This is a genomic window from Stenotrophomonas maltophilia group sp. Smal12, from assembly GCF_037079935.1.
Lineage (GTDB): Bacteria > Pseudomonadota > Gammaproteobacteria > Xanthomonadales > Xanthomonadaceae > Stenotrophomonas > Stenotrophomonas sepilia.
Genome location: NZ_JBAWUK010000044.1, coordinates 18957 through 37697 on the forward strand (window position 1 = coordinate 18957; position 18741 = coordinate 37697).

Here is an 18741-nt window from a genome sequence, read left to right on the forward strand (position 1 = left end):
TGATAAAAAAAGGGCGGCCATCAGGCCGCCCAATCCTTCATGAGAACACGTGACGGGAACTAGAAGCGCACCGACCAGCGCACATTCGCACTGTGGTCGCGGCTTTCACTGCCGTACTGGCCGTTGTAGCCCAGTTCCAGCTGCTGGCGCTCGGTCAGCCAGGCCGACAGGCCCAGTTCGGCCACCACCGCGTTGTCGGCGATCGGTGCGCCGTTGACCGCGAACGTCGCGCTTCCGTTGGCGAAGGCCAGGTTGGCGACCTGGCTGCGATCACCGGAAGCGCGGCGATAGCCGACGCCACCACGCAGGTGCAGCCAGCTCTCCTGCTGGAACGAAGCCTTCAGTCCCTTGTCGAAGCGCAGACCGGCAGTGGCAATCGTGGTTCCGATATCGTCCACCTTGCCCTGCAGTGCCGCTGCTCCACCGCGTTCGTTGACGCGCTTGAGGTCCACTTCGACACGTGCGACCTGCAGGTAGGGCTCCAGCCCGGCTTCCGGCCCACCGAAGCGGTAGCCGGCTTCGATGAAGGCTTGGCGGGTGCGGGCGTCGTAGCGCGCGCTCAGGCTGTCGCTGAAGCCTGCGAAGGCGACATCACGCGTGCTCTTCACCTCGTGCTTGCTCCACGCCACACCACCGCGCAGGCCGAAACCGCCCCAGTTGTGGCTGGCGTAGGCACCGAAGTGCGTGTTGTCGATCTTCGACTTGGCGCGACGCTCCTGCTGCTTCACGTCGGTGCGGCCCGCACCGGCCAGCACGCCGACCTGCCAGCCGGAGAACCCGCGGTCGATGCCGACCAGCAGGCCGTTGCTGTTGGCTTCGGTGCGGGCAGTGTTGACGTCACCGTCCAGCTTGCTGTTGCCACCGATGGCCTGCACCCATGCACCCGTCGCGTCACCCACGTCGCTACCGGGTGCGGCGGCGCCGGCACGGCGTGACAACGCGGCATCGCGCACGTAGCGGCTGCCCTCGACCAGGGTGATGGCCGTGGCCGGATGCAGCTCGCCGCTGAGGCCATCGAGCACGCCTCCAACCTGCTGCGGGAACAGCTGGGTCAGTGGTTTGGGCAGGCCCTGGGCGATCGGCAGCAGGTCGGCGGCGGCCGCCACGGCACGCTGGTTGGGCGTGTGCGCGGCGGTGGTCAGTGAAGCGCCACGGGCGACGTCGATGCGCGTGCCGTTGGTGCCGTAGGCCAGGCTGAACTGCAGGAATGGGGAGAACGCGCTGAAGTCGGTCTTGGCGAACTGGCCGTTGATGCCTCCGTCGGCACGCAGGAAGTTGAACTGCTCGCCGAGGTAGTACACACCCGGCTCCGGCAGCGCGACCAGCGTGCCGCCAAGGGTGGCGGTGCCGGTCACGTGCAACTGGTCACTGCGGCCACCCGGGGCCAGCTCGGCGGCATAGACGCCGGTGGCACCCTGCACGTAGTTGCCGTTGATGGTCAGCGTGCCGATCGAGTTGCCCGGCGCGATGATGCCGTCCACGCGGGTATTGCCGAGCGTGCCGACGCCCTTCAGCAGGCCGTTGGCGCCGACCGTGGTGGTGCCGCCGGTCTGCGTGCCGTTGAAGGACACCACGCCGCCATTGATCACCAGGTTGCTGTTGTTCAACACGCCGCTGGCGCTGACCGCGCTCACGCCACCGGTAGTGGTCAGTACGGTGGAGACCAGGCTGCCGTTGAGCAGCAACTGGCCGCCCTGTACTTCGACCGCCGAGGCAAGCGTGTTGGCGCCGTTCAATTCCAGCGTACCGTCCTGCAGTACTGCGCCGTTGAAGCTGTTGTTGCCGCTCAGGCGCAGCCAGCCGATACCGGATTTGGTCAGCTTGCCAGGGCCACCGATGTCGTTGGTCCAGTTGTCCCAGGCATCGCCTTCCCAGACTTTCAGGCCGCCGGCCTTCTGGTTCATCACCACGTTGGTGTCCACGCGCAGCGAGCCGTAGCCCTCGATGGCCTTCTTCAGGTCCACCATGCCCCAGCCGTAGATCGGATCGATGCCTGCTGCACCCAGGTCGCGTGCGGTGGTCAGCAGCACGTCGCGCACCTGCGCGTTGTCCAGATAGGGGAAGCGCTCCATCAGCAGGCCGAGCGCGCCGGTGATGTGCGGCGCCGCCATCGACGTGCCGGTCTTGGTGCCATAGACGTACTGGGTGTTCTCGCTGTCGATGATCAGCCGCACATAGGCGGAGGTGTTCTCGACGCGGCCCTGGATATCGCCGGACACGATGGTGCTGACGATGTCGGTGCCGGGTGCCGAGATGCACCAGTTGGCGGCAACGCCGCAGATACTGGAACTGCCATCGATCACATAGTCGGTTTCGCCCGCAGCGGCATTGGGCCGGCGGACGTTGGCGACCGCGAGCCAGTACGGTTCCAGTTCGGGCTTCCAGCGCGGCATGGCGGCCGTGATTCCGGCGACGGCGCCGCTGCCGTTGCCAGCCGACCACACCTGGATGAGGGTGGAGCCCGGGGTATCGCCATTGCTGGCGTAGATGCTGCCGTACACGCCGTAGTCGGCACCGATGTTGGCGTACTGCTGGTCCAGCGCGGCGGCGGTCATGTTGCGCGTGGAGATGCCCCAGCTGTGGTTGATGGCACGCACGCCCTGCGCCTGGATCTGTGCATACATGTCCAGCGTGGCGGCGTCATCCGGATCGGTGCGGTACACCGCGCGCGGGCGATAGTACTTGTCCGGATCCAGGCGCCACTCATAGTAGGTGTCGCCGAACACGCGGGCGGCGGTGAGATCCGCACCAAAGGCCACGCCATGCATGCCGGTGCCATTGCGGTTGGCGCCGATGGTGCCAAGCACATGCGTTCCGTGGTCGGCGTAGCTGAAGCCATAGGGCTGGCCGGCGGCGATCAGGCGTGCCGCGAGTGCGGCCGGAACGCCGGCACCGAGGCCGTAGTAGTTGTAGCCGGGCTGTTCGCCGCGGGTCTGCCCGCAGGCACCGGCACCTGCAACCACACCCGGCGTCGCGCAGTCGGCACCGATAGTGATGCTGGAGGTATTGCGTCCTGCAAACTCCGGATGCGCCAGCGCGGAGCCCGAATCGAACAGCGCCAGGCGTACGCCCTTGCCGGTCAGGCCGCGTGCATAGGCGTAATCCGCGCCCATCGCAGCCAGGCCCCAATCGGCGTTGAATTCATCGCTGCGCCAGCTGGCCGGATCGCCCGGGTTGCCAAGAACGGCGGTGCTGCTGGCGGCAGGCGCAGCGGTTGTCGCTGCGGGTGCCGTGCTGGCAGCGGGCTGCGCCCACGCGGCCTGCAGCTGGCGCTGCTGCTGCCAGGCCTCGAGTGATTCGCTGGCCATGGCTGGCAGTGCGGTGGCCAGCAGCAGCGAGCTGGCGACGGCAAGCGCCAGCGGGCGGTGCGACAGGGAGCGGGACGAACGGCCGTACAGCGGGTGATTCATCGGACAACTTCCTTGGTTGACGGACATCAAGGCCGTTAACGTCAAGGCGTGGCGATATCCCCCAGCAAAGTGAAAGGAATTTTATGAACGCGTTAATGATTTGTGATCGGTGCATGACGTGGTTCCGCCGGGCCGGGCACCGCGACCTTTCTTTCCGAGGCCTTGGAGCCGTCCATGCGTAACGCATTGCGTAAACCACAGTTGGCGATATTGGGTAGTGCCGATCCTGGCAGCGACGCGTTCGAGCGCGCAGCTGAAGCAGGGCGTTTCCTGGCCGTGCAGGGCATCACGCTGGTCAGCGGCTGTGGCAGTGCCGCTACGCGGGTAGCTGCCGAGCAGGCGGTAGCCGCCGGTGGCCAAGTGCTCAGCGTGATCCCGGAAAGCGGCATGCCGGCAGCCGATTGGCCCGCCACGGTGGTGGTGCCCTGTGGCATGGGCGATGCGCGCAACCTGATCATGGCCCTGGCCGGTGATGCCTGCATCGTGATCGGCGGGCGCGCCGGTACGATCTCGGAGGTTTGCCTGGCCTGGCTGCACAAGCGGCCGCTGCTGCCGCTTGTCGGGGCCGGTGGCTGGTCCGATGCGCTGCCGGACAACCCGCCGGACGAGCGCGGCAATTCGCCGATCCTGCCGTGGCGCAACGTTGATGAGTTGGCCGGGCAGCTGCGTGTGCTGGGGTTGCTGCACCGCTGAGTCGAGCGGCATCGGCCTTCACCCAGCGTCCCGTGTGCAGCGCTAAGGTGGCCCGGCCTGGGATCACCAGGCTTATCAAGGAGCGATGTCGATGCGTACTTTCGGGAAAGTGATCGCCGGTGTTGTGTTCGCGTTGGCCTGCAGCGGCTCGGTGGCCCTGGCCGGACCGGTCCAGCCCTGCGATCTACCCTGCTGGAAGGCTTACCAGGCATGTGTGTCCGGTGGTGGTGATGCCATGGAATGCCAGTACGAATACGATCGATGTGTCATGGAGCGCTGCGGCGCGGTGTAAGCCCAGCCATGCTCGGCTGAAGACGGGCCCCGTCCGTGACGGGGCTCTTCTGTTCATGCGCAAGGTTGGGCAGTCTCGACACATTCTTCCTGGTGGAGTGGAACATGGCCGTCAAGCGTGTCGTCGCCAACATCGCCACGCCCGATCCCTCACGTGCCGCTGCGTTCTATGGCGAGCTGCTCGGCATGCCGGTGGTGATGGACCATGGTTGGATCGTCACCCACGGCGGGCAGGGCAGTGCGCAAGCGCAGGTCAGCTTCGCCAGCGAAGGGGGCTCGGGCACGCCGGTGCCGGACCTGTCGATCGAAGTGGACAATCTGCAGGACGTGCTGCAGCGCATGCGCGCGGCCGGCATCGCGCTGGAATATGGCCCGGCCGACGAACCCTGGGGCGTGCGGCGCTTCTTCGTCCGCGATCCGTTCGGTCGGCTGTTGAACATCCTCGCCCACGCCTGAGCGGTGGATGGTGCCTCGCCACGCCTGACGGTGCGCGCGGGACGATGACCGTCTACCGGCGTGCTGGCCCTGCTCGCGGCATCCGGGCTGCTCCGGCAGCCCAGGCGAGCCTGAACGCGCCGCGGTCAGCCCTGCTGGCGTTGTGGACCGTCCCTCGTCGGCGTCGCTTCGGCCGCTTGCCGCTGCTGCCGTGCATTGGCGTGGCGAGCGTGCCCGCCTTCGCGGCCGATCGCTGCCATGTGCTGTCGGTTGCGGCTGATCGCCTCGCCGCCCTTGCGGCCGGCCACGCGTGCCTCGGCCGGGCTGAACTCGTGTGCATTGCCGGACGCATGCGCGGCGCGTCCTCCCTTTGCGGCGATCGCGCGCTGCTTGTCCTGGTCCATCGAGGCGAAGCCACGATGGGAAGTGCCGTGGTGCTGGTCGGCCATGGGAAGGCTCCCGTTGCATGGAAGGGAAGCTCATCCTTGCCGGTGCCCGGCTAACGGAGTGTCCGCACCGGTGCGGCTGCCTTCACGCCGCACCGTACTGCTTTTCACGGCGCGCCGCTGCGCGCATCGCCCTGAGTGGCTAGGACGAACTGCACCCTTCACCCAGGCCGGCGTGATGGGCTCGACCGAAGAGGAGTACGTGCTCGGCAATACAGCCCCTTTGGCCGCGCAGTGCCGCACGATGGAGCTGCGCCTGGGCAACGGCGGCTGGACCTTCCCCAGCGAAATCGAAATGGCCGCAGAGCAGTAAGGCTTCAGCGCCGGCGGGCGTCCTGCAGGCGCTGCGCGAAGGGCCGCTGTGCGAGCGCTGCAAGGGCGTCGCGCAGTACCTGCTCCAGCGGCTGGCCCAGATCGGCATCGAGGCTGCGCGCCGCTACGGCAGTGGCCTGCCATTGCGCCTGCAGCGCAGGCATCGCGCGCTGTGCGCGGGGGCTCAACTGCAGGATGCGTTCACGACCATCGTCGCCGCTGGACGCGTGCAGCCAGCCATCGCGCACCATCGCCGCCACGGTCTGGCTGAGCGCCGAATGGCTGAGCCCGCAGGCCGATGCCAGGTCCTTGATCCGGCAGGGGCCCTGCGCCATCAGCGTGCGCAGCACCGGTGTGTAGCGGGGCCGGTAGTCCAGTTGCAGGTCCCGGTAGGCCTGCTCGACCGCCGGGTCCAGCTGGTCGAGCAGGGCGCGCAGCAACGTGCCGAGCGTGGCGTGTTGGAGATCCATGACCGGGATGATATATAAGCGCTTATATATCTTCAACGCGGAGGTGGTTGATGGCCGTGTCCTGGATGCTCGCTGCGTTGCTGGCAGGGGCCTGCCCGGCGCAGGACGGAGTGCTGCGCGCGGCGGCCACCGCCGTGCAGGCGCAGTACCTTGACGAGGCGGAGGGCGCCCGTATCGCCGATGCCCTGCGCACCTGGTCGGTGCAGCAGCGCTATGCGGACAGCTGTTCGGATCCGGTTGCGTTCAGCGCACGCCTGAACCAGGACCTGGACATGTTCGATGGCCACTTCCATGTTGAACGCGTGGACGCAGCGGCCGGCCAGGACGATTGGTTGATGGCCTGGCGCGCCGATGCCCGCGGCAATGGTGCCGGCGTGCGCGAGGTGCGGGTGATGGAGGGCAACATTGGCTACCTGCGCCTGAGTACCTTCTATCCGCTGGATCTGGCGCGCCCGAAGTTCGCTGCGGCCCTTGCCCTGCTGGCCGACACCGATGGCCTGGTGCTGGATCTGCGCCAGAACGGGGGCGGCGACGATGCAAGTGCCGACCTGCTGGTACGCACGCTGCTGGACGCGAAGATCGACGCGGTGCAGCAGCTGGACCAGCGCGGCCGGCGCACGCCGGTCCCGCTGCCGCCTGCCAGCCTGCCTGCGTACCTGAAACCGCTGGTGGTGCTGATCGACCGCCGCACCGGTTCGGCGGCCGAGTTCGTCGCCTATTCGCTGCAGGCACTGGGCCGTGCGCGGATTGTCGGTACGCGCAGTGGCGGTGCCGCGCATATGTTTGGTGATCCTGTGCTGCTGCCCGATGGCTATCAGATCAGTATTCCCGACCGGCAACCCATCAATCTGCGCACCGGTGGAAACTGGGAACGTACTGGCGTGAGGCCTGATGTGGCCGGCGGCGACGATCCGCTGTTCATCGCGCGGCAACTGCTGGCGCCTGCGAAGTCGTCAAGATGAACGCACGATTGCATGGCTGTCCTATCGCGGATGCGCGATTGCATGCCTAGAATCGAAGCATCCCGGTAGTTCCCGGGCGCTTCGAGTGAATGGACTCAATGAAGATTCTGTTGACCGGCAGTTCCGGCCGCATCGGGCGCGCGATCTTCGGTGCGTTGGCGGCTGCCCACGAAGTGGTGGGGCTGGACCGCAGTCCGTTTGCCACCACGCGCATCATTGCCGATGTCAGCGATCGGCAGGCCGTCGCGCGCGCGGTGCAGGGCGTGGATGCGGTCATCCATACCGCGGCCCTGCATGCCCCGCATGTCGGCCTGGTGCCGGATGCGGTGTTCCAGCAGATCAACGTGGAGGCCACCGCACACCTGCTGCAGGCGGCACGCGAAGCCGGTGCACGGCGCTTCGTGCTGACCAGCACCACTGCGTTGTATGGCCATGCCGTGGTGGCCGGTGGCTGCCGTTGGATCGACGAAGACACCGAGCCGCTGCCGCGCACGATCTACCACCGTACCAAGCTGCAGGCAGAGACCCTGGCCGAAGCCGCCGCCACGCCGGGCTTCAGCGTTCGCGTGCTGCGCATGGGCCGGTGTTTCCCGGAACCGCCCGAACGGATGGCGATGTTCCGCCTGCATCGCGGCATCGACGCCCGCGATGTGGCCAGCGCACATGCTGCACTGCTGCTCGACGAAGGCGCCCGGTTCGCGCGCTACCTCGCCTGTGCCCCGACGCCGTTCCGGCGCGAGGACTGCCTGGAGCTGGCCACCCACCCGCGTAGCGTGCTGGCCCGTCGCGCGCCACAGCTGCTGGCCGAATTCGAACGCCGTGGCTGGCCGCTGCCATTGAGCATCGACCGTGTCTACGACAGTGCCCGCCTGCGCGGCGCGCTGGGCTGGAAACCGTGCTTCGGGCCCGACGACGTGCTTCAGCAGTATGCCGTCGGCAGCATCGAGGTACTGCCGCGGGCACAGTGGATCAAGGACCGCGTGGCCGAGTGAGGGCATCGCAGAGGGGGAGCGTTGAGCCGACCCTGAGCGGATTCAGGAATGTGCAGGCCGACCGCCTCAACCTCGTTGGCGGGCGGCCGCTAACCCAGTGCGCTTCCAGCGCCGGGCGCGCCCCGGCGGCCGGTGGCCTGCGCGACGGATCGCGCGCCTGCGCGGTGCCCTCGTGGTGCCGGTCGTCCTGAACTTCCTTGCGGACCCTCCCATGTCTTCTTCCCGCTCTGCCGCTGCCCAACGCCCGGGCAGCATCGCCCACAAGTTGATGCTGGGCACCGCCGTGATCGCGCTGCTGTGCTTCGGCCTGACCGCCTTCCTGATCTACCGGCAGGCCAGCGCCAGTCTGATCAGCGCCTCGCGCCAGACCATGACCAGCGAGGCCAACGCTGAGGCGCGCCAGGTGGCGGCTGATCTGGGCACGGCTTTCGCCAGCAATGACGCCATGGTCGAGGCCGTGCTGGCCCAGCGTGCCCGTGGTGACATACCCGACCGCGCCAGCCTGGCGGCGGTGCTCGGCGAACAGCTGCGTGCTCATCCTCAATGGCTGGGCAAGAGCACCATGTGGGAGGCCGATGCCTTCGACGGCAAGGATGCGGAGTTCGTCAATTCCGAAGCACACGATGCCACCGGCCGCTACATGAGCTACTGGGCCTGGCAAGACGGCAAACCGCAGCAGTCGGTGATGACCGACTACACCGAAACTGCCAGCGGTTCCGGTGACTGGTACATGGTGCCCAGCCGCGACAAGCTGCCCAAGGTCAGCGAACCTTACGCCTATGACATCGCCGGCCAGAAGGTGCTCATGAGCACCCTGAGCACGCCGATCATCGAGAACGGCAGATTCCTGGGCGTGTTCACCGTCGACTTCTCGCTGGCAGCGCTGCAGAAGCACCTGTCAACGCTGAAGCCGATGGGGGCTGGCCGCGTCGAACTGCTGTCGCCCAAGGGCGTGGTGCTGGCCTCGGCCAATGCCGCCGAGATCGGCAAGCCGCGCAACGATGCCCTGACCCGCAGCATGCTGGCCGACATCGCCGCCGACCGTCCGTTCGAGGCCTTCAGCCCCGACGCGGCCGGCAACGTACGCGTGTATGTGCCGCTGCGCGTGGGCGACGCCCCGCAACGCTTCGCGCTGGGCGTGGTGATGCCGCATGCGGTGATCGTGTCTGAGGCACGCCAGCTGCTGTGGCTGACCCTGCTGGTCGGCGTGATCGCCGCGCTGACCCTCAGCGCCGGCGTCTACGTGCTGCTGCGCCGCCTGGCGATTCGCCCGTTGGCCGAAGCGGTACGCGTGGCCGGTGATGTCGCCGCCGGCAAGCTGGACAGCACGCTGCCGGCGCGCAGCAACGACGAAGTGGGGCGCCTGCTGGACGCAATGCAGGGCATGCGTGGGCAGTTGCAGTCGGTGATGGCTGCGCAGGCCGAAATGGCGCGCCGGCACGATGCCGGTGAACTCAGCTATCGCATGGATGCTGCGGCCTTCCCGGGCGAGTACGGCCGCATGGTGGCCGACAGCAACCAGCTGGTGGCCTCCAGCAATGCGGTCACCCAGCGCCTGGTTGAAGTGATGCAGCGCTATGCCGTGGGCGACCTCAGCGTGGACATGGAAGTGCTGCCGGGCGAGAAGGCGGTGTTCACTGCCGCAATGGCGACCACCAAGCGCAACCTGGCCGCGATCAACGAGCAGATCCAGCAACTGGCCGCCGCCGCCGCCGCCGGTGACTTCGCCGTGCGCGGTGATGCACTGCGCTTCGAACATGATTTCCGCCGCATGGTGGAGACCCTGAACACAATGATGCAGGTCAGCGACCACAACCTGGCGGCACTGTCGACGCTGCTGCGCGCGATCGCCGCCGGTGACCTCAGTGCCCGCATGCAGGGCGACTTCCACGGCGTGTTTGCGGTGATGCGCGACGATGCCAACAGCACCGTGCAGCAGCTGACCCAGATCGTCGGCCAGATCCAGCAGTCGGCGGCCAGCATCCGCCTGGCCGCCGGTGAGATCGCCGCCGGCAACAGTGACCTGTCGCGCCGCACCGAGCAGCAGGCCGCCAACCTGGAGGAAACCGCCGCGTCGATGGAAGAACTGACCTCCACCGTGCGCCAGAACGCCGACCATGCGCTGCAGGCAAACACGCTGGCCGGTTCCGCAGCGGGCGTGGCCAGCGAAGGCGGCCAGGTGGTCAGCCAGGTGGTGCACACCATGGAGCAGATCGAGGCGTCTTCGCAGCGCATCGCCGAGATCATCTCGGTGATCGATGGCATTGCGTTCCCGACCAACATCCTGGCGTTGAACGCCGCAGTGGAAGCGGCGCGCGCCGGTGAACAGGGCCGTGGCTTCGCAGTGGTGGCCAGTGAAGTGCGGGCGCTGGCGCAGCGCTCGGCGGGTGCTGCCAAGGAGATCAAGGAGCTGATCGACGCCTCGGTGGCCCAGGTCGGTGCCGGCGCGCAGCTGGTGCATGGTGCGGGGCGCACCATGCAGGACATCGTCGGTCAGGTCGGCCGGGTCAACGAGATCATGGCCGAGATCTCGGCCGCGTCGCGCGAACAGTCTGCCGGCATCGAGCAGGTCAACCAGACCGTAGTGCAGATGGACGAAACCACCCAGCAGAACGCCGCGCTGGTGGAGGAAGCCAGTGCCGCCGCCCGTGCGATGGAGGAGCAGGCCGAGCAGCTGGCAGTGGCGGTGTCGCGCTTCCGCCTGCAGGCCGAGCCGGAGGGCATGGCCCGCCGCGCGGCCTGATGCCGGAAACGAAGACGCCCGGCGGCTGCCGGGCGTCGCATGCATCCTTGCCGCGCATCCTGCGCAGGTCTGATGGCTCAGAACATTCCTTCAAACGGATTCCAGCTGGCGCGTCCTTCCACCTTTTCCAGGTAGTAGCTGTAGTTGGTGCTGGAGGCGACCAGCAGGTTCATGGCGATGAACAGCATGCGCCCGACGACATCCGGCAGGAACATGCTGACGATGGCCAGCGCGATGTTGATGCCGATCACCACCAGTGCCTTGCGCCACATGCCGAGAATCAGCAGGTAGATGGCACCGAAGAACAACGCGAAGAAGTTCAGGTTGATCTTCAGGCGGTCACCAAAGGACAGTGCCTTCCAAGCCTGCTTGAAGCCGGGGTTCTTGGGGGCGCCGTGCTGGCGGAAGAAGTTGAAGCGGAACTGCCACTTCGGGCTGAACTGGGACAGGTCGGTGGTATTCATTGGGAAACATCCCTGTGAGAAAACGTTTTCATGATAGGACAAGTCCTATTCAGGATCCAAGCGCTAGCGTCAAGAATGTGACGCCTGCCTTGTTCCCGCGCCTGCGCCTAAGCGCCGCGCCGTCACCCACCCGCCTTGTTTTTAGGATAGGGTGCGCAGTTCCGCTGCCGCCCCGGCTGAGCCCGTGCGGTGGCGGGATGTCCATGGAGGTTGCATGACTACAGCTGCTACACCGGAAAACGCACCGGGACCGGTGCTCCTGCCGACACCTGAAGTGGTGCAGGCACAACAACTGCTCGCACGCCAGCAACTGGCGGTGGCGATGGACCGTGCGCGCACGGCCGCCACGCGGGATGCGGCACCGACCGCGCTGGAAAGCGAGTAACCCGCAACACCGTCGATCGCGCTGGCATGTCGCCAGCGCGATCACGGCGCGTGCCGCCGGTCAGAACCGCGCGGTCACGCTCAGGAAGTAGCTGCGCCCGGCGACGAAGTAGTCGGTGGAGCCTTCCGCATACAGCTTCTTGTCGGCCAGGTTGCTGACGCCACCGCGCAGGGTCAGCACTTCGTTGACGTTCCATGCCGCGGTCAGGTCATACAGCGTATAGGCCTTGAGGAAGGTCGTGGCGGTGCCGGTCTGCCTGCCGGTGTACTGCGCCGACAGGCTGCCGGAAAACACCGTGCTGGGCGCCCAGTCCAGCGACGAATAGCCGGAGAACTCCGGTGTATCGATCAGGTTGCGGCCGGTGGTCAGGTTCCTGGCTTCCTTCATCCAGGTCGCCGAGGTGCGCCAGCGCCACTGCTCGCCGAAGCGGACGTTGAGGTTGCCTTCCATGCCGCGGGTGCGCGCGCGCTGTACGTTGCTCATGCGCGTCCACCAGATGCCGTTGAACCGGCCCAGCGGTGCGTACTCGATCTTGTTCCGGAAGTCGGTGTGGAAATAGGTCACGCCGACATCGATCAGGTCATTGTCGAAGCTGATGCCGATCTCGCGATTGGTGCTGGTCTCCGGATCGAGGTCCGGGTTGCCGGCCATGTAGCACCCGCCGCGGGTATAGCCCAGCGGAATCAGCGAGGTGCAGCCGCGGCCCCCGGACTGGGTAGCGGCACTGGCCGAGTTCTCGGTCAGGCTGGGCGCACGGAAGCCCTTGGAGACGCCACCGCGGATCGTCCATTGTTGGGCCGGGTGCCAGACCAGGTACGCACGCGGGCTGACGTGGCCGCCGAACTGCTCGTGATGGTCCAGGCGCGCGCCCACGGTCAGGGCCAGGGTGCGGTGCAGTTTCAGCTCGTCCTCGGCAAACAGCGCCCAGGTGTCCACGTCCAGAGTGGAGCCGCTGACCGCGTTGCCGGCATAGTCGATCGGCGCGCGGCCGATGGTGTCGGTGTTGGTCAGCTCCTGCCGCTTCCATTGGCCGCCTACGGCGAACTGGTGTTCAACGCCGAGGGTGAACGGCGTGGTCAGGCTGCCGTCGATGATCGTATCGGTCGCTTCGGAACGGCCGGCAGCACCGATGTCGTTCCTGTACTCGGTCCAGTACGCACTGATCTTCGAATTGCCGAAGCGCCACTTGCCATCGTGGTTGAGCGCCAGCGAGCTGCGCTTGAGCTCACTGGCACCCCACGCACCTTCGTCCTGCTTTTCCAGCGACGCATCGATGAAGGCCTGCTGCACGCCGTGCCCGGCTTCCAGCGACAGTTCCTGTGCGTCGCTCAGCTTCCACTGCAGCAACGCATCGACATTGCGGTCCTTCTCGCCGGCATAGGCGTTGCCGTAGACACCGCCGTTGGAGCGGTCCGAATCGCGGCGCATGCTGTTGGCGCCGATGCGCAGGCCGAAACGTTCGCCCAGCGGTCCGGAGAACGTGGCGCCGATCTGCTGGGTATCGCCGCGCTTGCCGTCAGCCGGGCGGGTGTAGCTGTGGGTGGCGCTGCCGTTCCATTCGTCGCCGATGCGCCGGGTGATGATGTTGATCACCCCGCCCATCGCATCGGAGCCATACAGCGACGACATCGGCCCGCGCACCACTTCAATGCGCTCGATCTGGTCCGGCGAGATCCAGTTCAGGTCCTGGCGGCCGAGGTCGGGGCGATAGTTGGTCGAGGCCGAGCTGCCCATGCGCTTGCCGTCCACCAGCACCAGCGTGTAGTTGGACGGCATGCCACGCAGCTTGATCTTGGACTGCTCGCCGACGGCGCTGAGGCCGCCGGTCACGCCCGGTACGCGGCTGAGCAGGGCGGCCAGGTCCGGCACCGGCTGGCGCTCGATGTCCTCACGACTGATTACGCTGATGCTGGCCGGGGCATCCTTGATCCACTGCTGGCTGCCTGAAGCCGTGACCACCACGGTATCCAGGTCCTTGGTGGAGGCATCGGCGGCGGCCTCTGCGGCGGCCAGGCCGGGCAGGGCCAGCAGGCAGGCGGTGGCCAGGCGGGTGCGCGGCAGGCGCGCGGAACGGGAACGGGACGACAGGGACATGACGGCTTCCATGGGAGGTGGGGTGACCCGGTGGAAGCAGCAGGCGCAGGCAGACAGCAGGCAGCCCCCCCCTTCCGTGGGGTCGTCGGGTGCGCGGTCAGGACCGGCGCAGCTGGGTGGGTCGCGGCCGCGCGGAAGACGGTGACCTGCCTGGTTGATTAAATGATAACCGTTCGCGTTTGTTACGATCCAGTACCGGGGGCGATGCAGTGACAGCTGGCCATGCCCTGGCGTGATCGCCTGCTATTTGCTGAATGGGGACAAATCCCGGTGTAGACCTTCGCACCCGGCTTACATTCTGGGCCCTAGACTGGGCCGCATTTTCGATTCCGCCCCGTTGGAGATCGTGTGGGTTCCGGTAGTGACAGACATCGACTGTGCGGCGTGAGGCCGACACAGCCAGGACAAGTGCGGGCGCCGGGAAAGCGCGCCGGGAACCTTGGTGCATGCAGCCCGGCCGGGATGGCCGGCCGTGCCGACGGCGCGGAGTAAGCGACGATGGGGGTGCAGACCATCCATGCGGAAGCAGGAACGCCCCGGCTCGATGCCGGCTGGGCGCTGCTGCCCGCTGAATCGCCGTTGCCGATGCCCGAACAGACCCTGCGCGAAGGCGCACTGAAGGTCCGGCGGCATCGCACCTCGCCGCGCCTGATCGGCCTGCGCCGGCTGTACCTGTTTGGTGGCACGCTCGGCATGACCGCGGTGGCTACGCGGATGATGTGGCGGGTGCTGTCGGCCAATGGCATCAGCGTGCTCGAAGCCTGCCTGCTGGTGCTGTTCGTCGGCCTGTTTGCCTGGATCGCACTCTCGTTTGCCAGCGCCCTGGCCGGCTTCCTGACCGCTGTGTTCGACCGGGGCTATCGGCTCGGCATCGACCCGGACAAGCCGTTGCCGGCCGTGCACAGCCGTACTGCGCTGTTGATGCCGACCTACAACGAAGACCCGCGCCGCCTGCTGGCCGGCCTGCAGGCGATCTACGAGTCGGTGGCGGCCACCGGCCAGCTCGACCGCTTCGACTTCTTCGTGCTCAGCGACACCCGCCGCGAGGACATTGCCGCTGCCGAGGAACAGGTGTTCGCCGAGCTGCGCGAGCGTGTGCCGGAGGGGCAGACGCGCCTGTTCTATCGTCGACGTGGTGACAACAGCGGGCGCAAGGCCGGCAACATCGCTGACTGGGTCCGCCGCTTCGGCGGTGCCTATCCACAGATGCTGATCCTTGATGCCGACAGCCTGATGACCGGCGACAGCATCGTGCGCCTGGTGGCCGGCATGGAACACAACGCCGACGTCGGACTGATCCAGACCCTGCCGTCGGTGATCGGCGGCCGCACCCTGTTCGCGCGCATGCAGCAGTTCGGTGGCCGCGTGTACGGGCCGGTGATCGCCCGCGGCGTGGCCTGGTGGCACGGTGCCGAGAGCAATTACTGGGGCCACAACGCCATCATCCGTACCCGTGCCTTCGCCGACCACGCCGGCCTGCCGGCGCTGCCGGGGCGCAAGCCGTTCGGCGGCCACGTGCTCAGCCACGATTTCGTCGAAGCGGCGCTGATGCGTCGTGGCGGCTGGGCCGCGCACATGGTGCCCTACCTCGGTGGCAGTTACGAGGAAGGCCCGCCGACGCTGACCGACCTGCTGGTGCGCGACCGTCGCTGGTGCCAGGGCAACCTGCAGCACGGCAAGGTGGTCGGCAGCCGCGGGCTGCACTGGATCAGCCGCACGCACATGCTGATCGGCATCGGCCACTATTTCACCGCACCGATGTGGGCCATGCTGATGCTGATCGGCATCGCCATCCCGCTGTTCCAGGAAGGCATCGATTTCAACGCCCTGCTGCACCTGTCGCCCAGCGTGTACTGGCGCGCACAGGATGAAGAGCAGGTGGTGCGCCTGTTCGCCGCCACCATGGCGGTGCTGCTGCTGCCCAAGGTGCTCGGCTACCTGGCAATGCTGCTGGACCCGGTCGACCGCCGCGGTTGTGGCGGTCCGATCCGTGCCTTCGTATCGATGCTGGTGGAAACCGTGCTCGCCGCGCTGATGGCGCCGGTGGTGATGTACGTGCAGTCACGCGGCGTGGCCGAAGTGTTGTCCGGGCGCGATTCCGGCTGGGACGCGCAGCAGCGTGACGACGGCGGCATCTCGTGGATGGCGTTGATCCGTGGCTACGGTGGCTTGGGTGTGTTCGGCGCCTTCATGGGCGTGCTGGCCTGGGCGGTATCGCCGTCGCTGGCGGCCTGGATGGCGCCGGTGGTGATCGGCATGGTTCTGGCCGTTCCGGTGGTGGCGCTGACCTCCTCGCGCGGCCCCGGTGCTTTCCTGCATCGCCTCGGCCTGCTCGATATTCCGGAAGAGAACATTCCGCCACCGGTGCTGGTACGCGCCGCGCAGCTGCGGCGGGAAGCGGCCGAGCAACCGCCGCTGTACTGATTGCCCCGCGCCAGCGGCATAATGCGGCTCGAACTTGAAGGAGCCGCATCATGCTGCAAACGGTGGAACAGGAAACCGGCGCCTCGCCGCAGTGGTCGGTGATCTGGTTGCACGGCCTCGGCGCCGACGGCCATGATTTCGCGTCGATCGTGCCGGAACTGGTGCGGCCGCACTGGCCGGCGCTGCGCTTCGTGTTCCCGCACGCACCCGTGCGGCCGATCACGATCAACAACGGCGTGCCGATGCGCGGCTGGTACGACATCGTGGGCATGGACTTCCGTTCGCGCGCCGACATGGCCGGCGTGCAGGAATCGGTGGTGCATCTGGACGCACTGATCGCGCGCGAGATCGAGCGCGGCATCGCGCCGGAGAAGATCTTCCTGGCAGGCTTCTCGCAGGGTGGGGCGATCATCCTGACGGCCGCGCTCTCGCGTACCGCGCCACTGGCCGGCCTGATCGCGCTGTCCACCTATCTGCCCGAAGCCGACAGCGCCACGCGTGTTGACGGCGCGGTGCAGGTGCCGGTGTTCATGGCCCATGGCAGTGGCGACCCGGTGATCCCGCAGGCCGTCGCCGCGCACAGCGCGCAGACGCTGCGTACGCTGGGCCTGGATGTGGCGTGGCACAGTTACCCGATGGCTCACCAGGTCTGTGCCGAGGAGATCCAGGCACTGGGTGACTGGCTGCAGGAACGCCTGGGCGCCGCCTGAGCCATGTCGCCGGCCAGCACACCGCCGTGGATGCCGGAACTGTGCCGCCTGCCACGGCTGGCGGCGATGCTCGGCCTGGCCGAGCTGGTGGTGGTGGTACTGGCGCTGGCGCCGGACGGCAGCCGTCACTGGACCTTCGGCGAACTGCTGTCGGCCAGCGGATTCGCGCTGTGGCTGGCGCTGGCGGTGACCGCCAGCCTGTGCATGCTGCGGCAGACCCTGTCGCGGCTGCCGCCGGTGCTGGGCGCCATTGCGGCGACCGTGCTGGCCACCCTGATCGCGGTGGTCTGCGCCGGCATCGTGCACGCGCTGTACGCGGTGCTGGGCGACAACTTCGCCAGTGGCATCAGCTTCTGGCGTTTCACCCTCGGCAGCGCGGCAACTACGGCGCTGATCGCCGCGCTGGCGCTGCGCTACTTCTACGTAAGCGATCGCTGGGCCGCGCAGGTGCAGGCCAACGCGCGCGCGCAGGCCGACGCGCTGCAGGCGCGTATCCGCCCGCATTTCCTGTTCAACAGCATGAACCTGATCGCCAGCCTGCTGCATCGTGACCCGGCAGTCGCCGAGCGCGCGGTGCTGGACCTGTCCGATCTGTTCCGTGCCGCGCTGGGGGCGGGCGAGGGCGATTCCACCCTGCGCGACGAATGCGAACTGGCAGAGCGCTACCTGTCGATCGAATCGCTGCGCCTGGGCGAACGCCTGCAGGTGCGTTGGCAGCGCGACGAGCCGCTGCCATGGGACCTGCCCTTGCCAAGGCTGGTACTGCAGCCGCTGGTGGAAAATGCCGTGCTGCATGGCATCTCGCGCCTGCCCGACGGCGGCACCATCGAACTGCAGCTGGCGCGCGAGGGCAATGAGCTGCAGATCCGCGTACGCAACCCGGCACCCGATCCGCAGGCGCCGGGGCTGGCGCTGGCACGCGGCGCCGGCCATGCCCAGCACAGCATCGGCCATCGGCTGGCCTGGCGCTTCGGCAGCGCCGCGCGGATGACGGCTGGCTGGAGCGAGGGCTACTATGCCTGCCAGGTGACAGTGCCGATCCAGTGAGGGAACGATCGTGAGGGTAGTCATCGCCGACGACGAACCGCTGGCGCGCGAGCGCCTGCGCAGCCTGTTGGCGGCACAGGACGGCGTGGACGTGGTGGCCGAGGCCGGCAACGGTGAGCAGGCCCTGCACGCGTGCGCGGAGCTGCAGCCGGACCTGGTCCTGCTGGATATCGCGATGCCCGGGCTGGATGGCCTGGAAGCGGCCCGCCACCTGGCCAGCTTCGAACCCCGGCCAGCGGTGGTGTTCTGCACCGCCTACGATGCGCATGCGCTGTCGGCGTTCGAGGCTGCAGCGATCGACTACCTGATGAAGCCAGTGCGTGCCGAACGGTTGGCGGCGGCGATCGCGCGTGCGCGCACGTTCCTGGCCGGCCGCGGTGGCCGGCCACAGGAGCACAGCGGGCAGCAGGCACGCAGCGTGCTGTGCGCACGCCTGCGCGGCAGCCTGCGCCTGATTCCGCTGGACGATATCCACTACCTGCAGGCCGAGGAGAAGTACGTGGTGGTGCACCACGCGCGCGGCGAGGACCTGATCGAGGAATCGCTGAAGTCGCTGGAAGAAGAGTTCGCCAGTCGTTTCATCCGCATCCATCGCAACTGCCTGGTGGCACGCCACGAGCTGGTGGAGCTGCGTCGGGGCTCGGGCGGGCAGGTGCAGGCGGTATTGCGGCATGGCAAGCAGCCGCTGGAAGTCAGCCGCCGGTGCGTGGCGACGCTGAAGCAGGAACTGCGGCATCTGTGAGTGGTCCGCGCGGCCTGCGGCCGCGACTGCTGTGAAATCAACAGCAACAGCAACAGCAACAGCAACAGCAACAGCAACAGCAACAGCAACAGCGGGTCATGGCTCGGTGTTGCTACGCGCT

Annotated in this window: 17 protein-coding genes; 12 read left to right on the plus strand and 5 right to left on the minus strand. The window is 67.4% G+C overall.

Translation table 11 applies throughout. From position 1 onward, the window contains the following. Nucleotides 1-59: 59 nt before the first annotated feature. On the minus strand, nt 60-3410 hold the full coding sequence (locus WDC87_RS17050) for an autotransporter serine protease (RefSeq protein WP_252744761.1): 3351 nt from the start codon (nt 3408-3410) through the stop codon (nt 60-62). 174 nt (nt 3411-3584) lie between these two features. Between WDC87_RS17050 and WDC87_RS17055 the strand changes: the two genes are divergently transcribed. The 3 genes from WDC87_RS17055 (at nt 3585) to WDC87_RS17065 (ending at nt 4850) form a co-directional block, all read left to right on the plus strand. Then, nucleotides 3585-4103: a Rossmann fold nucleotide-binding protein gene (locus WDC87_RS17055; RefSeq protein ID WP_252744762.1), complete on the plus strand. Its 519-nt coding sequence runs from the start codon at nt 3585-3587 to the stop codon at nt 4101-4103. A 91-nt stretch (nt 4104-4194) separates the two neighbouring features. Further along, on the plus strand, nt 4195-4395 hold the full coding sequence (locus WDC87_RS17060) for a hypothetical protein (protein ID WP_072167240.1): 201 nt from the start codon (nt 4195-4197) through the stop codon (nt 4393-4395). A 104-nt stretch (nt 4396-4499) separates the two neighbouring features. Beyond that, a complete protein-coding gene (locus tag WDC87_RS17065; protein ID WP_072167239.1) occupies nt 4500-4850 on the plus strand; it encodes a VOC family protein in 351 nt (116 codons plus the stop codon). A gap of 125 nt (nt 4851-4975) precedes the next feature. Here WDC87_RS17065 and WDC87_RS17070 read toward each other — a convergent pair whose 3' ends face one another. Further along, a complete protein-coding gene (locus WDC87_RS17070) occupies nt 4976-5278 on the minus strand; it encodes a KGG domain-containing protein (RefSeq protein WP_188247798.1) in 303 nt (100 codons plus the stop codon). A gap of 175 nt (nt 5279-5453) precedes the next feature. On the opposite strand from WDC87_RS17070, the gene WDC87_RS17075 reads away from it, so the two are divergent. Continuing rightward, nucleotides 5454-5588, plus strand: coding sequence for a hypothetical protein (locus WDC87_RS17075; protein WP_255299123.1), 135 nt, complete (start codon nt 5454-5456; stop codon nt 5586-5588). Between the two features lie 4 nt (nt 5589-5592). Here the strand turns inward: WDC87_RS17075 and WDC87_RS17080 are convergent, their stop codons facing one another. Continuing rightward, on the minus strand, nt 5593-6057 hold the full coding sequence (locus WDC87_RS17080) for a MarR family transcriptional regulator (protein WP_072167236.1): 465 nt from the start codon (nt 6055-6057) through the stop codon (nt 5593-5595). 50 nt (nt 6058-6107) lie between these two features. Here WDC87_RS17080 and WDC87_RS17085 point away from each other — a divergent pair, with 50 nt between their 5' ends. The 3 genes from WDC87_RS17085 (at nt 6108) to WDC87_RS17095 (ending at nt 10754) form a co-directional block, all read left to right on the plus strand. Further along, complete coding sequence (locus WDC87_RS17085; protein ID WP_134970925.1) at nt 6108-7019, plus strand: S41 family peptidase; 912 nt, start codon at nt 6108-6110, stop codon at nt 7017-7019. 98 nt (nt 7020-7117) lie between these two features. Next, on the plus strand, nt 7118-8011 hold the full coding sequence (locus WDC87_RS17090) for an NAD(P)-dependent oxidoreductase (protein WP_072167234.1): 894 nt from the start codon (nt 7118-7120) through the stop codon (nt 8009-8011). Nucleotides 8012-8222: 211 nt separating this feature from the next. After that, nucleotides 8223-10754: a methyl-accepting chemotaxis protein gene (locus WDC87_RS17095; RefSeq protein ID WP_252744763.1), complete on the plus strand. Its 2532-nt coding sequence runs from the start codon at nt 8223-8225 to the stop codon at nt 10752-10754. Between the two features lie 77 nt (nt 10755-10831). On the opposite strand, the gene WDC87_RS17100 is transcribed toward WDC87_RS17095, so the two are convergent. Continuing rightward, a complete protein-coding gene (locus tag WDC87_RS17100) occupies nt 10832-11218 on the minus strand; it encodes a DUF2628 domain-containing protein (RefSeq protein WP_014648516.1) in 387 nt (128 codons plus the stop codon). Nucleotides 11219-11432: 214 nt separating this feature from the next. Here WDC87_RS17100 and WDC87_RS17105 point away from each other — a divergent pair, with 214 nt between their 5' ends. Then, complete coding sequence (locus WDC87_RS17105) at nt 11433-11603, plus strand: hypothetical protein (protein ID WP_172412093.1); 171 nt, start codon at nt 11433-11435, stop codon at nt 11601-11603. A gap of 60 nt (nt 11604-11663) precedes the next feature. Here the strand turns inward: WDC87_RS17105 and WDC87_RS17110 are convergent, their stop codons facing one another. Further along, nucleotides 11664-13697 (minus strand): TonB-dependent receptor, encoded by a 2034-nt coding sequence (locus WDC87_RS17110; RefSeq protein ID WP_252744764.1) that lies wholly within the window; start codon nt 13695-13697, stop codon nt 11664-11666. 498 nt (nt 13698-14195) lie between these two features. On the opposite strand from WDC87_RS17110, the gene mdoH reads away from it, so the two are divergent. Genes mdoH through WDC87_RS17130 form a run of 4 tightly spaced genes read left to right on the plus strand, consistent with a single transcriptional unit; the run spans nt 14196 to nt 18620 of the window. Continuing rightward, nucleotides 14196-16121: a glucans biosynthesis glucosyltransferase MdoH gene (mdoH, locus tag WDC87_RS17115; RefSeq protein ID WP_005419550.1), complete on the plus strand. Its 1926-nt coding sequence runs from the start codon at nt 14196-14198 to the stop codon at nt 16119-16121. A gap of 50 nt (nt 16122-16171) precedes the next feature. After that, a complete protein-coding gene (locus WDC87_RS17120; RefSeq protein WP_080376908.1) occupies nt 16172-16831 on the plus strand; it encodes an alpha/beta hydrolase in 660 nt (219 codons plus the stop codon). 3 nt (nt 16832-16834) lie between these two features. Further along, a complete protein-coding gene (locus WDC87_RS17125) occupies nt 16835-17878 on the plus strand; it encodes a sensor histidine kinase (protein ID WP_072167228.1) in 1044 nt (347 codons plus the stop codon). 10 nt (nt 17879-17888) lie between these two features. Beyond that, complete coding sequence (locus WDC87_RS17130; protein WP_061478104.1) at nt 17889-18620, plus strand: LytTR family DNA-binding domain-containing protein; 732 nt, start codon at nt 17889-17891, stop codon at nt 18618-18620. The last annotated feature ends 121 nt before the right edge of the window (nt 18621-18741 follow it).